9 protein-coding genes are annotated in these 19,175 nt (G+C 40.3%); 6 read left to right on the top strand and 3 right to left on the bottom strand.

Going from position 1 to position 19,175, the window contains the following annotated elements; genetic code table 11:
• Positions 1 to 12: 12 nt before the first annotated feature.
• The gene (locus N5O98_RS16375) at positions 13 to 690 is read left to right on the top strand and encodes an SGNH/GDSL hydrolase family protein (protein WP_032847384.1); all 678 of its coding nucleotides are present in this window, start codon (positions 13 to 15) and stop codon (positions 688 to 690) included.
• Positions 691 to 791: 101 nt separating this feature from the next.
• Here N5O98_RS16375 and N5O98_RS16370 read toward each other — a convergent pair whose 3' ends face one another.
• The 3 genes from N5O98_RS16370 to N5O98_RS16360 all read right to left on the bottom strand — a co-directional run bounded on the left by N5O98_RS16370 (position 792) and on the right by N5O98_RS16360 (position 7,711).
• Entirely contained in the window at positions 792 to 2,873 is a 2,082-nt protein-coding gene (locus N5O98_RS16370; RefSeq protein WP_032847382.1) for a RagB/SusD family nutrient uptake outer membrane protein, read from the bottom strand.
• 24 nt (positions 2,874 to 2,897) lie between these two features.
• On the bottom strand, positions 2,898 to 6,029 hold the full coding sequence (locus tag N5O98_RS16365) for a SusC/RagA family TonB-linked outer membrane protein (protein WP_032847379.1): 3,132 nt from the start codon (positions 6,027 to 6,029) through the stop codon (positions 2,898 to 2,900).
• Between the two features lie 503 nt (positions 6,030 to 6,532).
• Positions 6,533 to 7,711, bottom strand: coding sequence for a tyrosine-type recombinase/integrase (locus N5O98_RS16360; RefSeq protein ID WP_032856251.1), 1,179 nt, complete (start codon positions 7,709 to 7,711; stop codon positions 6,533 to 6,535).
• Positions 7,712 to 8,110: 399 nt separating this feature from the next.
• Between N5O98_RS16360 and N5O98_RS16355 the strand changes: the two genes are divergently transcribed.
• Genes N5O98_RS16355 through N5O98_RS16335 form a run of 5 tightly spaced genes read left to right on the top strand, consistent with a single transcriptional unit; the run spans position 8,111 to position 19,165 of the window.
• Positions 8,111 to 9,124 (top strand): fimbrillin family protein, encoded by a 1,014-nt coding sequence (locus tag N5O98_RS16355; RefSeq protein WP_157133807.1) that lies wholly within the window; start codon positions 8,111 to 8,113, stop codon positions 9,122 to 9,124.
• A 54-nt stretch (positions 9,125 to 9,178) separates the two neighbouring features.
• Complete coding sequence (locus tag N5O98_RS16350; RefSeq protein ID WP_004308489.1) at positions 9,179 to 10,795, top strand: fimbrillin family protein; 1,617 nt, start codon at positions 9,179 to 9,181, stop codon at positions 10,793 to 10,795.
• A gap of 59 nt (positions 10,796 to 10,854) precedes the next feature.
• On the top strand, positions 10,855 to 14,034 hold the full coding sequence (locus N5O98_RS16345; RefSeq protein ID WP_004301566.1) for a SusC/RagA family TonB-linked outer membrane protein: 3,180 nt from the start codon (positions 10,855 to 10,857) through the stop codon (positions 14,032 to 14,034).
• 21 nt (positions 14,035 to 14,055) lie between these two features.
• Positions 14,056 to 16,068 carry a RagB/SusD family nutrient uptake outer membrane protein gene (locus N5O98_RS16340; RefSeq protein ID WP_004308490.1) on the top strand — a complete coding sequence of 671 codons (2,013 nt, stop codon included), beginning with the start codon at positions 14,056 to 14,058 and terminating at the stop codon, positions 16,066 to 16,068.
• Between the two features lie 46 nt (positions 16,069 to 16,114).
• A complete protein-coding gene (locus N5O98_RS16335) occupies positions 16,115 to 19,165 on the top strand; it encodes a SusC/RagA family TonB-linked outer membrane protein (RefSeq protein WP_118161179.1) in 3,051 nt (1,016 codons plus the stop codon).
• Positions 19,166 to 19,175 lie beyond the last annotated feature (10 nt).

Genomic DNA, 19,175 nt, shown 5'->3' with positions numbered 1-19,175 from the left:
TAAGATGAAGAAATCCTTTTATTATTACTGCTAATCACTCTATATAGCAGTATCAGCTTTGCTCAAAGCCTGAAATCTATATCTATTTTAGGCGATTCGTATTCAACATTTGAAGGATACCTGCAACCCGATACCAATAGCATTTGGTATTATGTTTCTCCGCGACAGCAAACGGATGTAACTTCCGTAAAGCAGACCTGGTGGCATAAATTCATCAAAGAGAATAACTGCCGCCTTTGTGTCAACAACTCCTTTTCCGGTGCAACGATTTGTAATACCGGTTATAATCAGGCTGATTATTCGGATCGTTCTTTTATTACCCGTATGGATAAGCTGGGATGTCCGGATATCATCTTTATTTTCGGTGCAACGAATGATTGTTGGGCCGGCTCACCGCTTGGGGATTACAAGTATGAAGGGTGGACCAAGGAAGATTTATATACATTCCGTCCGGCTATGGCATATCTGCTTGACCACATGATTGATCGTTATCCTAATGTTGAAATCTACTTTCTGCTGAACTCTGGTTTAAAGGAAGAGTTTAATGAATCAGTCAGAGCTATCTGCAATCACTATAACATTGATTGTATTGAACTGCATGATATTGACAAAAAGAGCGGTCATCCTTCGATAAAGGGGATGGAGCAGATTAGTGAACAGATTAAGATGTTTATGAGGAAGACGAAGTGAAAAACAACGGAAATATAAGAAATAATATTGCCACTTGCTACTCTTTGATTAGGAATACTATTTCAAAGAGTGCCAAGTGGCAATAAGTTTAGTTGTTTATCTTAATATCCCGGATTCTGCATTGCTTTCTTTTCTTCATTGCTTAGTGCAGAACCATTTGAATTGGTGATACCGTCCAAGAAGGCTTGGGGGATCGGACGATAGTAATGTTTCTCCGATTTGAATTCGCCAAGACCTCTGCTGGCACCGTCGTTGAATTTATGCCAGCGGGCGTCTAACGTCTTGGTACGTGCCAGATCTTCCCAGCGTTGCAATTCGCCACAAAGCTCACGGGTACGTTCATTTAATAGGAAGCACATCATTTTGTCAGCATTGGATGTACATCCCAGTTCGTTGTAGATAGGAGTGTCGACTGTAGAGTTATAAACGTCTGCCACACTATTTAATTTCATCGTAGTTTTGGTAGAAGCAGTAGTCTCCTGTTCGATATTGTTTGACTCATAATAGGTGTTTTCTTCCCAGTAAATAGCACCTTCGGAGGAGTGACCGCCTCCTTTCCCGGAACAATAAGGATTATTCTTATAAGCTTGTCCACCATCTACGTTCTTACTACGGTCTTCACCAGTTTTATAACCGGCACGTTCACGTAGTTTGTTCATCCATTCGACAGCTTTGTCATAATTGGCTTCACCTTTACGAATATATGCTTCGGCAACCATTAGTACATCATCTGCCGAACGGGCGATGATAGCATCGCGAGTACCGAATTGAGATGCGATGGAAACACGATAACCATCACGGAATTTAGATAAAGCTACTGAACGCTTGTGAGGTATGATATCGTAATAATTACCTGTTTTCTCATTTATATTCCAGCTGTGTTCCTGTCCTTTGAAATAGCGTACATATGTATACGTGTTACACATTTTTCCATCTTTCAAAACAGTATATGCCGGAGCGTTGGGATATTTCTCATAGCGATTGTCTCCCGGGTCATTCACGATGTATTTCATACCGAGTTCACCTCCACTGAAACGTTTGTCACCTTCTTTTACACCTGCCGGAGCGTATGGCATATCTTCTGCTGTCCAGGTGGGAGCACTTTTGGTTTCGTTGGCTCCATAACAGGTGATGAATGATTTCCAGAAACGAGAGTCATTGACACGGTCAAATACCTGCATGGTATACTCTGTAGCACTTACGTATGAGAATTCACGTCCTCCGGAGATGTCACGTTTACATCCACCTATATCATTACCTTGGTATACGGCCGGATAATAAAGATGCATCTGGTTTCCATAACGTCCCCATGTTGATTCATCATTAGAGAATTGAGCTGCTAGAATCACTTCACTTACTTTTTCATTGGCTCCGTTCGGCTGTTCATAGTCCCAAAGTTCTACATAATCATTACACAACGGATGTGCGTCTACAACTTCCGAACCATATTGAATAACAGCATCGAGGTCGGATGCTATATAATTACTATTCCAATCGCTGTACAATTCGGAGGCACGGAATAAATGTGCTTTTGCAAGGAAATGGGCAGCAGCATATTTGTTAATTCGTCCGATTGATTCACCTTTATCCGGAAGTAGTCTGTAGGCTTCTCCAAAATCAGCTATAACCTGTGTGTATATTTCTTCAGCAGAATTCCGTGTGAAGTACGTTTCCGCGCTTGTAGACGGAACTAATTTCAACGGTACACCACCAAATTGCTTCACTAATTCAAAATAAGCATAGGCTCTTAGAAAGTGTGCTTCTCCCAAGCGTGTGTTATATGTGGGTGAACTTTGGTTATAATATTGAGGTATGTTTTGGATCAATATGTTTGCGGGTTCAACCAGTCCGTAGTAATTGTCCCAGATAGGTTGGTTAGCGGCATTTTCAGATGAATTTAAATCTTGACTATAGTGATTCCATGCTGGAATAACATTATTAGCATCAGTAAATTCATCCACTCCCATGTTGTAGCACTGAATCCCCCATATATAGTTGAATTTGAATTTCAGTTTCTGATAGGCTCCAGTCACTAATTCATCAAGACCTTCTTGTGTCTTAAAGCGGTCGGTACTATGTTGAGTTGTTAAATTCTCATCAAGGAAAGATTCACTGCATGAAGTGATCGAGCTTCCTGTTACGCTGGCCATTAAAGCTGCAAATAATATTCTATTTAATTTCATAATGTCTTTACTTTAATTTGTTTATTAGAATCCGATGTTGACACCTATTACAAAACTCTTCAAAGTGGTAGGTGAACCAAATATTTTGGTATTATTGTCATAATTTACCAAGTCTGTATCCAAAAAGTCACATGCTTTATAGATATTGAATGGATTCATGGCTTGAACATATAGCTTCAAATTATTGATACCCAAGTTCTTTAATTGTTGTGGGGTAAAGTTATAACCCAATGAGATATTACGAACTTTGATGTACGAGCCATCCTGATAGTTCATTGCGCTGTTAAAGGCATCGGCTCCTTCACCGTTGGAACCGGGTGAATAGTATTTTGCATTCTCATTGGTACCGGCTACCCAATAGTCTATTTTACGTTGCATATAGCGACCGTCAAGAGTAACAGCTCCCTGTGGAACAGTAAATCCCCAACGTGATAAAATAAAGAAGGATAGCTCAAAATTCTTATAGCTGAAAGTGTTACTCCAGCCACCTGTCCAGCGTGGACGTGTATGCCCTACAATTTTCTTATCGTCATTGGCATCTATTGTATCATCATTATTTAAATCTTTCACTTTGATTTGTCCCGGTTTACGTCCGTATTTGGCAGCTTCTTCAGCTTCTTCTGTTTTCCAGATGCCATCATATACCCAGTCGTAATAAACACCGATTTCTTCACCGACAAACCATTTGTTGTTCACATCTTCTGTTCTACCATTAGACAATTCGTCGATTCGGTTTCTATCCATTGACCATGTTAAAGTAGTGCTCCAAGAAAAATCTTTTGTTTGTATAGGTATTGCATTTACTTGTAGGTCAATTCCATATCCGGATGTTTTACCCACATTGGCATAAGTAGAAACATAGCCCGTTAGTGAAGGAATTGACATTTCCAGTAACAAATCATCAGTTTTCGTTTTGTATGCATCGATACTACCAGTAAGTCGGTTATTAAAGAAACCGTAGTCAACACCAACATTGTATTGTGTAGTTCTTTCCCAGCCTAGAGTTGGATTAGCCATTTTGGCGGGTTCCTTCTGTGAAGGATCTGAAGGTACATAGCCCAAAGATGACTCATTCTGTCCCCAGTTATAGTATAAGCCTGTGATAGCGCCTTTAGTTGCATATGCTTTGATTGCCGCATTACCTGTAACACCCATACCTATACGAAGTTTCAACTGATTCAGCCAACTGATGTCTTTCAGGAAATCTTCCTGATCCATTCTCCATGCGATAGCAGCAGAAGGGAAACTTGCCCATTTGTGCCCTTCGGCTAATTGAGAGGCGCCGTCCCAACGCATAGATGCTGTCAATAAGTATTTATCTTTATAACCATAGTTTAGGCGAATCATATAAGATGCCATTTGAGTTTCGGTCAGACCTGTGCCAAAAGAGTTTAGTGTACCGGCAGATCCTATATTATACCAAAGCTCATCCGATGAGGCTACATTAGTAGCTCTCATATCTCCCATCTCGTAATGGTAGGCCGAAGCGGATTGCATCAATGTCATGCCTAAATTATGTTGACCCAGGGCTTTGTTATAATAGATCAGGTTATCCAATGTCCATGCACGTTTTTGTTCGTTCTTGTATTGTGCACCATTGTTACCATCTCCATTAATACCATCTGCTGCATTAGCAACTCCTAAAGTGTAGAATTGGAATTCAGGGCCAAACTGAAGACGATAAGATAAGCCTTCCAGGGGTTTCCAGATTTTGCCGAAATCAATTTGCGAATACAAACTAGCAGAAGCACGGAAAGTGCGGCGTTGGTTGGTGTTGTAGTCTAATTCACGAATAGGGTTGATGATATTTACATCCCCACTCGGATAACGGACATATTCACCGTTTTCGTCATAAGGTACTGTCCATGGAATCATACTTCTTAATGCGCTATAGAAATCACCCGAACCGGTTACAGACTTGGAGAAACTATATCCATAGTCTTGAGTGGAATAAGATGCATTAATTGAAGATCCCATTTTGAACCAATTGACAGGAGTTACATCAAATGAGGTCTTTAATGTATAACGTTCATATGCTTGCCCTGGTTGTGTACCTTTCTGGTCCAAATAACCGAATGAGGCATAGCCTTGGAATTTGTCAGACCCTCCGGATGCGCTTAAGGTATGTTCGTGTGTAATCCCCGTCTGTTTACCGTGCGAAGCCCAGTCGTATGATCCTACTAAAGATGGATCGTAGACTCCATTTACCCATGCCTTTTCGATGTTTTTCCATGAAGCGGTTACGCTACCAAATGCAGCTTTATCTGCTTCATAAGTTGGAGTGGCAGAAGCATAAGAACCTGCATTATATTTGGCTAAGCGGGCATAATCCAACCATTCGGCGGCAGACATCATTTCTGTAACATCGTGTAGCGTTTCAAAAGTGACAGTACCGGAATAGTTTAGGGTCACTTTACCTTCTTTTCCTTTTTTGGTAGTTACAAGAATCACACCGTTGGCACCACGTGAGCCATAAATAGCTGTGGCTGAAGCATCTTTTAAAATGTCAATAGCTTCAATGTCGGAAGGATTGATATTTTCAATGCCTCCATTTTGAATTACCATACCGTCTACCACATACAGTGGACCCTGTTCCGCATTAATAGAGCGTTGTCCACGAATATTAATGTTGCCCACCTCTCCGGGACGCTGACTGGATGTAATATCTACACCGGCTGTTTTACCTTGCATCCCTTCTAGTGCATTTCTTACAGGCATTGCTTTCAGTTCTTTTTCACCTACGCGAGCCATAGCACCGGTTACGTCACTTTTTTTCTGTACTCCATAGCCTACAACTACTACTTCGTCTAAGGTCTCGGTATCTTCTTGAAGAGTAATTTTAAAGTTGGTATTTCCTGCTACGGATACTTCTTGTTTTTTATATCCTATATAAGTGATAGTGATTGTACCTTTGGTTGGTACATTGGAAAGAGAAAACTTGCCATTTAAATCAGTAATTGTACCATTAGTAGTACCATTAACCAACACACTGGCACCAATAACCGGTTCTCCGGTAAAATCTGTAACTGTGCCCGAAATTGTCTTATTCTGGGCATAAGATTCTACTATTAAAAAGGAGAACAAAGTGAGAAGAAATAGCCGTCGGATAGTATCCTTATAGGCATACAGGTGATTACCTTTTTGGTTGCTTTTCATACTTTAATTATTAAGTTATAAATATTGGTTTATAGATCCTTTATTGTTGATTTATCTTTTTATCCTCTAATGAAGACTCTTTGTTTCTTTTTATATGGATATTCCTGTAACGTAGTACTTTATAGAGGTTTAGTAGTATAATATATTGTATGATATTAATATATTTACATAGCGTATTTATTATAGAGTTAAACAAAAGTTAGATTCTCTTTTTAAACATAACTACCTGCGCATCAAACGACTACATACAGCTAGCAATCAATTGAGGATAAGATTTGAACAATTAGTACCATTAATATCTTTTTTACCTATTATGAGTTATCCGGTATGCGAATCTTTCTTCGTTCCACTATAGTTATCTTTGCGTTTGACTATAGTTATCCGCAAGGGTAACTATAGTGTACTTTGCGGATAACTATAGTGGAACGAAAAAAGGATAGCGATCGGAATGAAATCGATTAGCAAAAGAAGGAACTAAAAATAGCAGTGAAAAACTATCTATACTATAGCAATTGGTCAAGTACGGCACGGAACACCTTATCGGCATGTTCTTGCATAATCTTAATATAATTAAAGATAGGACGGTTATTTTTCATACTGTGTCCGATACAGTATTCTATTTTTTCAATTTGAATGCCTAAATCATATCCGTGTTGTGCAAATGTCTTTCGGGCGGAATAGTAAGTAACCTTTTTCTTTACCCCCGAAAGTTCTGTTACCTTATTTATATGTCGGAAGACTAAACTATATATTTGTTTATAAGATGAATATTTACCAAACTGCAAATGCCCATTTCTCGACATATATTTATCTATAAGCACTTTTGCTTCAGGCTGCAAAGTAAATACAATTTCATTTTCTCCCTTCTTGCTATTACGTGTTTTGTGACGCACATAACGCATATCGTTCTTATTTTTAAAATCATATGCTAATAAATCTCTCAGGTTGATACCGCCTAAATAATAGGTAAGCATAAAAATATCTCTCACCATGGATAAAGAAGACTTTAAAAGCCGGACATCACGTATTCTCTTCAGTTCATCTATTGACAAATCAAGTTCCCGCACATTACTTGTCGGCATCTTAAAGAGGACAAAAGGATGAATGGAGTAAGATACATAATTCATCTTACCGGCATAATTTACTATCACCTTTATTAAAGTCAGATATATTCTGATAGTTGTATCTGCCAGATTCTCCTCGTGAAGAACTTTGGCAAATCCTTGGATATGTATAGGTGTCAATTGAATTAAAGGAAAATCCCCTTTCATATATTTGACTAATCTTTCGGAAGCTATCTTATAAAGTTTATAAGATTTCTCCCGCTCTTCTCCTTTCATGAAATTCATGTATTCTTTTGCAACAGCTTGAAAGGTTATACCTTTTTTCTTTTGTTCATAAGTAATTATATGTATAAGTTCGGTACATGAAATTGCTGGTAAATAGCTGATCGATGTAACAATTTCTTCATACTCATTGATTAGTTTCCGAAGACAGGCATTCATATTCGCTGCATTCTCATGCCTTACTACTCGACCATTTTTTAGTTGATTGGCAGAATCCAAAGTAAATTGGGTAGATATATATCTGGTTTGAGAATGATGTGCTACGGCTATCCTTATTCGATGTCTGCCATTTGATAATTTTTTAGTTGGAACAACTACAATTGAAAAATTCGCCATATCATTTTTAGGTTTATAAATTACTATTTTCCATACAATAAAATAGAAACAAAAAGGTTCATAGTCATTAGGTACTAATCGAAAATCGCTCCTACAGCATGGAATATCGTGCAAAAGACGGTATTTTCCATGCATTTGTACGATTCTGCATTGCTATATCTTGATTAAGTCGTTATGTTTGCAACACTTTTTCACAGGTAGAGTGTGAAAAATTACTTTTAAAAAGAGAATCTAACTTTTGTTTAACTTAACAGATGTATCTAATAGATATGGAAAACAACAAAAAAAATGCTTCATTTATTTCAATTGCTGGTTGGAAAAGAATGCAGCCATTGTCTTTTTTACTTTACGACGATTTTACTAATCAACAAAAATATGTTTAACTTTAAAAAACATGGTATGAAAAAAAACTATGTCACAACTGCTGTTGCCTTACTACTTTTAGCAGGATGTAGCAACGATATTAAAGAAACTGATATTCAGTTTACCGGTGATACGGGAGCGAAAGTTTCTTTTAGTGCAGTAATAAACAATCATGAGGCTAGCAATCTTGTTACAAGAGCTACGGAAACAAACTGGGAGGCAGAAGACTCGGTAGGAATCACTTGTGGTACGGAACAAGTGAATATTCATTACAAATACAAGGGCAATGGTCTTTTTGCGGCAAAAGGAGGAAATGCAGAAGAGATTTGGGTATTAGGTTCCGGAGAGTATGATGTAGTGGCATACGCTCCATTTTCTGGTACATCAGGTGAAGAACAACCTGTATTGGAAGTGACTACAGCCAGTGACAATCAAGCTACAGCAGAAGAACGTGCGAAGATAGATTTTCTTTTTGCTAAAGGGAAGGCTACATCACAAACCCCGAACGTGACATTAGCATTCAATCATGTGATGAGTCGTATTAGATTGGAGTTTCAAGCTGGCGAAGGTGTGGACTTGGCAGATATAACTTGTTATCTTATTGGGCTTAAGAATAATGGTACATTTAATCCTAAAACAGGGGAGACAACAGTCAGTGAAGACCCTGTTACGGATAAAGATGATATTTATTGGGATAAAATAGGAGAGCAGGATAATTATACAGTACAAGCTATTTTACTGCCACAGAAGGTGCAAGGCAAAGTAACTATCCAAGCTAGAATGAACGGTTATCTTTATGAAGCCGAGTTTGCTAACTTGACAGAATTGAAATCAGGATTTTCTTATAATTACATCATCAAGACAAATAAATACGAGGACAATAATTATGTGTTGACAATTACAGAACAAACGCAAATAATAGGATGGGAGGATGAAAACCACGATCCTATAACATCCGACCCGAGTATAGCTGAAACTGGAACAGAGATAACTAATCCTAGTTGGAATATTACAGAAGAAACCGTAACTCCACAGCCTGTTGTGAAGTGATCTGTTTACCAATCTAATATAGATAAAAATGCTAAAAATATAAACATGAGATTTATGAAAATATATAATTATATATCAATGCTTTTTCTGGCTGGCGCAGCCATAGTTGCGTCTTGCTCGCAAAATGAAGAACTCACCGGAGAAACACCGGATTCTTTGCAGGGATTTCAGATTAGTGTGTCTGATGAAGGATTTATGGACGAAAGTGGTAAGACACGTGCTACAGAGAATGGATATACTACCCGATTTTCTAACGGAGATGCTATCGGTATATTTGCGGTAAGAGGAGAAACGGTGGTAGAGGATATCAAGAATCGGAAATTCACACTGACAGATGGCTATTGGGAATTGACTGATGGAGGGGATCCTATTGAATACAAAGGTTCACAATTTCAGCGGATGACTTTTTATGCATACTATCCGTATAATGCGAATGTGACTTTTGATCCGACGAAGGTGGATCCTTTTGAAACATACGTCAACAATTGGAAAATAGGCAGTGAACAAAATGAAGGAAATTATACACAATATGATTTGATGACGAGTACGGGTAGTGTTCAGGGGGATCGTTTGAAAGGACAGATCGCTTTTACTATGCAACATCGGATGGCTCTTGCGGTAGTGAAGATGCCTAATTTGACCTATAGCTTTACAAATGGCGGTATAGATGATTATTTGTTACCATTAACAGCCGGTTCGTTTACAGTGAACAATACTCAAGCAACTCCTTATTATCAGGAAAGTACGGATACATACCGTTTCTTGGTTAATCCGAAGAAGGAATTCTCAATTAAGGGTACTTATTCTGGAGTAAGTGAGATGGAATATGAAGCTAAAGGTACGCTGGAAGGAGGAACGGCGAAAATGTATACCATCGAAGATAAAAGTAAAATCAACCATACTTTGCAGGTAGGAGACTATTTTTGTGCAGATGGAAAAATAGTTTCAGTAGATGCGGAAACGGTGCCGGAGAATGTGATTGGTATTGTATGTTATGTAGGAAATTCACAACCCAGTGTAACACATACTGAACTCTATTCAGCAGAAGTTGATGCTTTGCGTCGCGATTTCCCTGCATGTACGCACGGTATAGTGCTATCTATTAAGAATTCTGTGGTAAAAGATAGTGAACAAAATGATGTTGCTTTGAAAATGTTCCATTCAAGTAAGTCCGGTTATTATTCAGACTGGTTTACTTCAGATGAGAATTGGGCAAACAAGTTTGTAGGTTGTAACACAGAGAAGGATGTTAACAAGAATGATGCTTCATTGGTTTTCCCAGCACTAATGGGATACAATAATACACAGTTACTTACTATGTGTTACGAAGGTATGGGTAGTCCTTCTACTTGCGACCATGCTTATGCGTATATCAAGGCTTATCGTGAAGCGGAAGCTATTCCGGCAAATGTGACTCCTTGGTATTTGCCCTCTATAATGTGTTGGGATACAGTCGCTAAGAATTTGAGTGTTATTAACCGTTGTCTCAAGAATGTAAATGGTGATGAGATGACCTCTGTCGAGTCAGGAACTAACAGTGGACACTATTGGAGTAGCACACAGCGTTCTCCAGCCAACCAATGGACACACGGTATGGCTGGTGGAAGATATCACATAATTTGTGAACGTGATTCGCGTGCCGGTTATTTCCGTATGATGCTTGCATTCTAAAATAATGACGGTATATAAAGTCCGTTAAAATTATACTTATATCATGAACATATACATATATGAATAAGAAAAACTTTATAAAGGGGACAACCTTACCTGTCGCTCTGTTTTTCACTATAGCAACTTTTGCACCTGCATGGGGATTGCAAACAGCTTCGGCAGCCATCGAAGTTGTACAGCAGCAAAGTACTATAAAAGGAACAGTAGTAGATAGCCAAGGCGAACCGATAATTGGAGCAAGTGTACTTGCGGAAGGAACATCTAATGGTACAATTACCGATATTGACGGTGTATTTAGAATAAATGTACGTCCCGGTGCGAAATTGAAAGTATCTTTTATAGGTTATACCGATAAAAAAGTAGTAGCGAAAAATGACATGAAAGTCATTCTGGTAGAGGATGTGACAGCACTTGAAGAGGTGGAAATCGTAGCTTATGGTACGCAGAAGAAAGTGACCATGACAGGAGCTATCGCTAGTGTGAAGGGAGAAGAATTGACCCGTGTATCTGTAGGTTCGGTTTCCAATGTATTAGGAGGGCAGATGACAGGTTTGACTACCGTACAATATTCCGGTGAGCCGGGAGCGGATGCCGCTGAAATTTTTATTCGTGGTAAAGCTACTTGGGAAAATTCTTCACCGTTAATTCAGGTAGACGGTGTGGATCGTGAAAGTATGAGTGATATCGACCCGAATGAAATTGAATCCATTTCTATCTTGAAAGATGCTTCGGCAACAGCCGTATTTGGTATTCGTGGAGCAAATGGGGTCATTTTGATTACAACTAAACGAGGAAAGGAAGGAAAGGCGAAAATTTCGTTTACTACTTCTGCTTCTGTATTGATGCCTACAAAAATGGTAGAACAGGCAAGTTCCTATGACTATGCCCGTTTTCATAATCAAATGATGTCCGGTGATGGCAAATCTGCCTTATTTAGTGATGGCGTGATTCAAAAATTTGCAGATGGTTCCGATCCTATTCGTTTCCCAAATATACAATGGGCTGACTATATTATGAAAAGCTCTACGCTTCAGAGCCAGCATAATCTGAACATCTCGGGAGGAACAGATAAAGTACGTTATTTCATCTCTGCAGGTGCTTATACGCAAGGAGGACTTTTTAGTGAGTTTGATCTTCCTTATAATTTAAGCTATCAGTACCGTCGGTTTAACTATCGTACAAACTTGGATATGGATGTCACTAAAACGACTACTTTGTCATTCAATATTAGTGGTAATGTGAATAATTCAGATCAACCGCGTACGAGTCAGGGATCTTCCGGATTGATTAAAAATATGTATTATGCTACTCCTTTCTCCAGTCCGGGAATCATAGATGGAAAATTGGTAAATTCGAGCGATGAGACTTATTCAGACGGACTGAAATTACCATTTACAGGAGGTACAGGTATGGGATATTATGGAAATGGGTTCAGCCAGACCAGCAACAATTCGCTGAATGTGGATGTGATTCTGGATCAAAAAATGGACTTCTTGACTAAAGGACTTTCCTTTAAAGTGAAGGGATCTTATAACAGCTCGTTTACAGTTAATAAAGTCGGTTCTGGTGGGTCTATTGCTACATACACTCCTGTATTGATGGATGACGGTAGTATTGCTTATCGTAAGTTTGGAGAGAATACAGATGTGAAGTATTCGTATACTACAGGCAAAGCACGTAATTGGTATATGGAAGCCAGCTTTAATTATAATCGTACTTTTGGTGATCATACGGTGACAGCCTTAGTTTTGTATAATCAACAGAAAGAGTATTATCCGAAATTATATTCGGACATTCCTCATGGATATGTCGGATTAGTCGGACGTGTCACTTATGATTGGAAGAGCCGCTATATGGCAGAGTTTAATGTGGGTTATAACGGTTCGGAAAACTTTGCGTCCGATTTGCGCTTTTCTTATTTCCCGGCTGGTTCTATAGGTTGGGTGATGAGTGAAGAGAAGTTTTTCCGTCCTTTGAAGTCGGTGGTTAGCTTCTTGAAATTACGTGCCAGTGTCGGTTTGGTAGGTAACGATAATATTGGAGGATCGCGGTTTATGTATATGGCTGATCCATATAATGTCGGTTTAGGTGACTTGGCAAATCGTGTAACGGCAAGTGGAGGAGCAACTAACGCCTGGGGATATGGATTCGGAACAGATAATGGTACTGTTAGTCTGGGTGCGCGTGAGGTAGCTAAGAATAACCCTGCTGTGACATGGGAAAAAGCTCTGAAACGGAACTATGGTGTTGATATTAACTTCCTTGATGACCGTCTGAAAACAACCTTTGAATATTATAAAGAACGTCGTAATGACATCCTTTTGCGTGACGGTACAGCTCCGGGAATGTTAGGGTTCATTACTCCCTATTCAAATTTAGGAAGTGTAGACAGTTGGGGCTGGGAACTTTCTTTAAAATGGAACGATAAGATTGGCGATAATTTCCGTTATTGGGCGGGTATTAACCTTTCTTATAATCAGAATGAGATTCTTGAAAAGAAGGAAGCCCCGCAGAATAATTTATATCAATATCAGAAGGGACACCGTATCGGTTCGCGTAGTCAATACGTTTTCTGGCGCTTCTATGATGAGGATACACCTGCGTTATATGAGCAGACATTTAATCGTCCGTTCCCCACTCACGAGAGCATTCTTCAAAATGGAGATGCGGTATATGTTGACTTGAATGGTGACCGTAAGATTGATGCGAACGACGCAAGTTATGACTATGGCTTTACGGATGATCCTGAATATATGCTAGGTATTAATTTAGGATTCAGTTGGAAGAATCTGGAAATAAGTACTCAATGGACAGGGGCCTGGAACGTAAGCCGTATGATTTCGGATGTATTTCGTCAGCCGTTCTATTCATCTTCCAATAGCGAGCAGGGAGGATTGTTGGCATACCATTTGGACCATACATGGACACCGGAAAATCCGTCACAATCTTCGGAGTATCCGAGAGCTACCATTGACAATGCGAAGAATAACTATGCTACCTCCACCTTATATGAGAAAGATGCAAAATACCTGCGTTTGAAAACTCTTCAGGTGGCATACAATTTTCACTTCCCATTGATGAAGAAACTTGGACTGAATACATGCCAGTTGGCTTTTGCAGGATATAATTTGTGGACTATTACACCTTATTTGTGGGGTGATCCGGAGGCAAGAGCTACTAATGCACCTTCTTATCCATTGTCCAAGACTTATACGTTGAGCTTGAAATTAGGATTCTAAAATAGATAAAGGAAAGATACAATGAAATTACAAAATAAATGGTTCATCGGTGCGATGTTGGGAGCGGCAGTTTGTTTGGTTTCCACTTCATGTGTGGACGAAATTAAATTCGGAAACTCTTTTTTGGATAAGGCACCGGGCGGAAATGCTACTATTGACACAGTGTTCAATAGTGCGGAATATACGCGCCAATTTTTGAACACCTGTTACAGTAGACAGTATTACGGATTACCCTATAATACGGACAGTAACGGTAATATTCCTGATTCTTCCAGTCCTTATTTAGGAAAGAAGGATGCGCTAACAGACTGCTGGTCACTTTATTTTAGTGACGCAACTGTATATCAGCAGTATTATTTGGGTTCTCTCAATGCCAACTATGGCACGCGTGGTAATATTTTCCCATATACACGGGAAATGGTATGGGAAGTAGTGCGCTGGTGCTGGTTGTTAATGGAAAATATAGATAGAGTGCCGGGCATGGATAGCACTGAAAAAACTCAGTTGGTGGCAGAAGCTAAATGCCTGATTGCGGCACGCTATTTTGATATGTTCCGTCATTATGGAGGTCTTCCATTGTTATATGCTTCATTCACCGGTACGGAGTCAGGTTATGAAATCCCCCGTGCTACGGTAGAGGAGACTGTTAACTACATGATAAAGATGTTGGATGATGCTATCAATTCCGGTGGATTGGTGTGGGCTTATGCTGATGCCGATCTTGCCAGCAAGGCCGGACACTGGACAAAGGCCGGTGCGATGGCATTGAAATGCAAAATCTGGCAATTTGCCGCTTCTCCGTTGTTTAACGATGTCAACGGATATGCAGGAGGAAACTCAGAGGCTGAACAGCAGCATCTGGTATGGTACGGCGGCTACCATGCGGAACTTTGGGATAACTGTTTGAAGGCTTGTGAAGCATTCTTTAAAGAGCTGGAGAGTCAAGGCGGGTATAGCCTGAATAAGGCTTCGGAAGAAACACCGGAACAGTATCGGCAGGCATATCGTATGGGATATATTCGTCAGAACAGCAAGGAGGTCTTGCATTCTGTCCGCACGAATATGTCGGACGCTTTCAACTCAAGTTCTTATATGTGGCATTCCTGGGCTGTTCCGTCACTTTGTCGTACCGAATATCCGCCTACACAGGAATATGTGGAGATGTTCCCATGGGCCGACGGTACTCCGTTTGACTGGAAAAAGGCGGAAACAGAAGGTAAGTTGGATGCAATGTTCCTGACCGGAACATTCAAAAATGGAGAACAACTATTGTCGGAAATCGTATTAACCCGTGATCCTCGTCTGTATGAGCATTGCATGGTAAACGGATTGCCGAAGATGTTAGACTGGAGTGCAGGAACAATGTCCGGTTTACCTTATGAACTGTGGGTCGGAGGATACGATGAAGGACAAAATGCAGCGCTTGAATCAGGTAACTATGCGACTGGTTATAAAAATATGAAATATTATTTGGGAACAGAGTACCAACGTCAGTATACGCATTGGGTATATCTTCGTTTATCTGACATTTATTTAACTTATGCAGAGGCCTTGCTTCAAGCCAAGAATGATCACCGGGGCGCTATTAACCAAATGAATATAGTACGTGCCCGTGTAGGATTGAAGAAAGATTTGGCGGAGTGTGTTACAGATAAGAATTTACTTTCTGACAAAGCAGCCTTATTGGAAGAATTGCTGTGCGAGCGTGTTCGGGAATTGGGGCTTGAAGATAGCCGTTACTTTGATCTTATCCGTTACAAACGTGCCGATCGTTTCGAGAAGCGCCTGCACGGGTTGCTCACCTATCGTTTGGATGATACCGGTAATCGTATAACGGGAAATGCTAAATGGAATGAAGGAGATAAGAACAAGGGAGCATTGCAGCCTACTCGTTTTGAATATGAAAGGTTTGAGTTATCCAAACCGGTCCGTCGTTGGTGGACATACGGATTTGATCCCAAATGGTATCTTTCTCCATTCCCGCAAACGGAAATTAACAAAGGATATGGATTGATTCAGAATCCGGGTTGGTAATGTGAGACAGCGAAATAGATTAAAACAATATTGAATATTGATTTATATGAGAAAAAATAAGATTCTGATACTGGCTTTACTGGTTTGTTTGAGCATTCCGGTCAGAGCGCAGAATACAGACAACAACATTATAGGTATTGTTGTTGATAAATCGGGAAACCCAGTCTATGGAGCGTCCGTTAATGTGGAAGGTGGCGCAGTGGAGACCCGGGTTGAAACTGATAAAGATGGTAAATTCGAGATTGCGGTCGAGAAAGGACAACGCTTGAGTGTCGTTTCTGTCGACAAAGGCTCTACCACAGTTGTGGCAAAGACTGATGGTCCGATGACCATTGTGATGGGATATGCAGCTCAGACTATTGATGTGGGAGCTAACCGGACATTCAATCGTCATGAATCAACGGCAGCAGTTTCTACCACCTATAATGAAGAGTTTAATAAGCGGTCTTCCCGGAATATATCCAATTCTTTATATGGATATGGATTGGGCCTTACTACTTTGCAGAATGCGGTCAGTACCGGGTTAATGGCAGATCCTACCTTTTATGTACGTGGTTTGCAGAGCTTGTCAAGTAGTACACCGCTTGTGCTGGTTGACGGTTTGGAACGAGACATGAGCTTGGTGAGTCCGGAAGAAGTAGAATCCGTTTCCATCCTGAAAGATGCCGCGGCTGTGGCATTGTACGGATACAAAGGAGTGAACGGTGCGATCTTGATTACGACGAAGCGTGGTAAGTACAAAACAAAAGAGATAACCTTTACGTATGATCATATCATTAACACACAGTCTCGACGTCCGGAATTTGTGGATGCGGCTACGTATGCTTCTGCAGTGAATGAAGCGCGTGGATATGAAGGTTTGGGAGCTCGGTATACTCCGGAAGAAGTCGATGCTTTCCGTAATGGAGTAGGCAGTGGAGGGGCTTCCCGTATGTACCCTTATCTCTATCCTAATGTGAACTGGATTGATGAAACCTTTAAAGACAGAGGAGTGTCTAATAAATATACGATCGAATTCCGTGGAGGAGGAGCAAAGTTCCGCTACTATACTATGGCGAATTTATTAACAGACAAAGGGTTTATCAAAACCCCGAATGCAAATGACGGATATTCTACACAAAATATGTATTCACGTGCTAATTTGCGTACAAATCTGGATATTGATTTAACCGCCACTACCAAATTGAAGTTGAATCTTCTCGGTACCTTGTCCGAATCTCGGATTCCGGGGGCTTCGGTTAACCTATGGGATATGATTTATTCGATTCCTTCTGCAGCTTTTCCGGTTCGTACGGAAGATGGCAGTTGGGGAGGAAGTACTACTTGGGCGGGGACGTCGAATCCTGTCGCACAATCGCAGGGAGCTGCTTATTCTAAAGGACACTCTCGTAGTTTGTTTGCCGACCTTACCTTGTCACAAGATTTGTCTGGTTTGCTGAAAGGATTGGGAGCTAACTTTCGTTTAGCTTATGACAACTATTCCAATATTCTGGAAGATCATAGCAAGACTTATACGTATGCCGGTTATGCAACAAGCTGGACAACTAACGGTCCGTTTTATACTGCCATTTCAGGTGGCGAATCCAGTGAAATGGGTTCGGGTGCAGGTATTGACAACTGGGCGCGCCAATTTAACTTTGCAGGTAGTGTCGATTACAATCGCTCGTTTCGGAAGTGGGATGTGTATTCTCAATTCAAATGGGATTATGAGTATCGTGATTCATACGGATTGAACACTACTATTTATCGGCAAAATGTATCCTGGTATAATCATGTAGGTTTCTCTAATCGCTATTATTTGGATCTGGCATTGGTTGGCTCGGCCTCCAGTTTATTGGCACCGGGGCATAAATGGGCTTTCTCGCCTACCATTTCTGCTGCTTGGGTGCTTTCGGAAGAAAAATGGTTGAAAGATGTGTCTTGGGTGAACTTCCTGAAATTGCGCGCTTCGTTTGGAGTGATCAATGTTGATTATCTGCCTAAAGACGGAAGTACTACCGTATATGACTATTGGGATCAGATTTATACGACTACCGGTACGCAATATAAGTTTAACAGTAGTTACGACTCTGAATTCGGAAGTACTATTATCGGGCGCCTGGCAACTGCTAATTCGACACATGAGAAAGCGTATAAATACAATGTTGGTGTTGATGCCGTGTTGTTCAATGGACTGGACGTGACGGCAGAAGGCTATTACCAACGGAGAAAAGATATTTGGGTCTCTTCCGAAGGAAAATATACCGATGTGTTGGGCGTAGATGCTCCGTTCGAGAATGCCGGAATCGTTGATAGCTATGGCGTGGAACTAGGACTTAACTATACGAAACGGTTAGGAGATGTAGTGTTCAACCTTGGCGGTAATTTTGCTTGGAATAAGAATGAAATTAAGGAACAACTGGAAGAACCGCGTTTGTATAAGAATCTTGTGCAAACAGGAAATCGGTTGGGACAAGTATATGGAATGGTAGCTGAAGGTTTCTTCAAAGATAAAGAAGATATAGCAAACAGCCTTCCGCAAAACTTTAGTACGGTAGTGCCGGGAGACATAAAATATAAAGATGTGAATGGAGACGGAATCATTGATGCCAATGATAAAACAGCTATCGGTTATAGTACGACGGCTCCGGAAATTTATTATTCTTTCCATTTGGGAGCCGAATGGAAAGGGATTGGAGTAGATGTAATGTTTCAGGGAACAGGTAACTATTCTGCTGTCTTGAATACGAAGAGTATGTTTTGGCCGTTGATAAATAATACGACACTTTCTACTCATTATTATGAGAATCGTTGGACACCGGAAAATCAAAATGCCAAATATCCTCGTTTGAGTTCACAGAGTAATGCCAATAACTATCAGGCTAATACAGTTTGGTTGGCGGACCGGTCATTCTTGAAGTTACGTAACGCGGAGGTGTATTACAGATTTCCGGAAGAATGGATGAAGAAGACTAAGATATTGGGGAGTGCCAAGTTATATGTCAGAGGAACAGACTTGTTCTGTTCAGATCATATTGATGTGACAGATCCGGAATGTTATGGTGTAGCGACTCCGCTGAATAAGAGTGTAGTAGTCGGTGTTACGATTGGTTTTTAATCATAAAAAC

Source organism: Bacteroides sp. LFL-34 (assembly GCF_027257075.1).
GTDB lineage: Bacteria > Bacteroidota > Bacteroidia > Bacteroidales > Bacteroidaceae > Bacteroides > Bacteroides ovatus.
Note: the sequence above shows the minus strand (reverse complement) of the source record. Positions and strands in the feature narration are given on the sequence as shown.

What these genes read in the sequence shown, in the direction of transcription:
- N5O98_RS16350 (WP_004308489.1), top strand. Translation starts at nt 9,179, where the DNA reads ATGAAAATATATAATTATATATCAATGCTTTTTCTGGCTGGCGCAGCC.
- N5O98_RS16335 (WP_118161179.1), top strand. Translation starts at nt 16,115, where the DNA reads ATGAGAAAAAATAAGATTCTGATACTGGCTTTACTGGTTTGTTTGAGC.
- N5O98_RS16360 (WP_032856251.1), bottom strand. Translation starts at nt 7,711, where the DNA reads ATGGCGAATTTTTCAATTGTAGTTGTTCCAACTAAAAAATTATCAAAT.
- N5O98_RS16345 (WP_004301566.1), top strand. Translation starts at nt 10,855, where the DNA reads ATGAATAAGAAAAACTTTATAAAGGGGACAACCTTACCTGTCGCTCTG.
- N5O98_RS16365 (WP_032847379.1), bottom strand. Translation starts at nt 6,029, where the DNA reads ATGAAAAGCAACCAAAAAGGTAATCACCTGTATGCCTATAAGGATACT.
- N5O98_RS16355 (WP_157133807.1), top strand. Translation starts at nt 8,111, where the DNA reads ATGAAAAAAAACTATGTCACAACTGCTGTTGCCTTACTACTTTTAGCA.
- N5O98_RS16370 (WP_032847382.1), bottom strand. Translation starts at nt 2,873, where the DNA reads ATGAAATTAAATAGAATATTATTTGCAGCTTTAATGGCCAGCGTAACA.
- N5O98_RS16340 (WP_004308490.1), top strand. Translation starts at nt 14,056, where the DNA reads ATGAAATTACAAAATAAATGGTTCATCGGTGCGATGTTGGGAGCGGCA.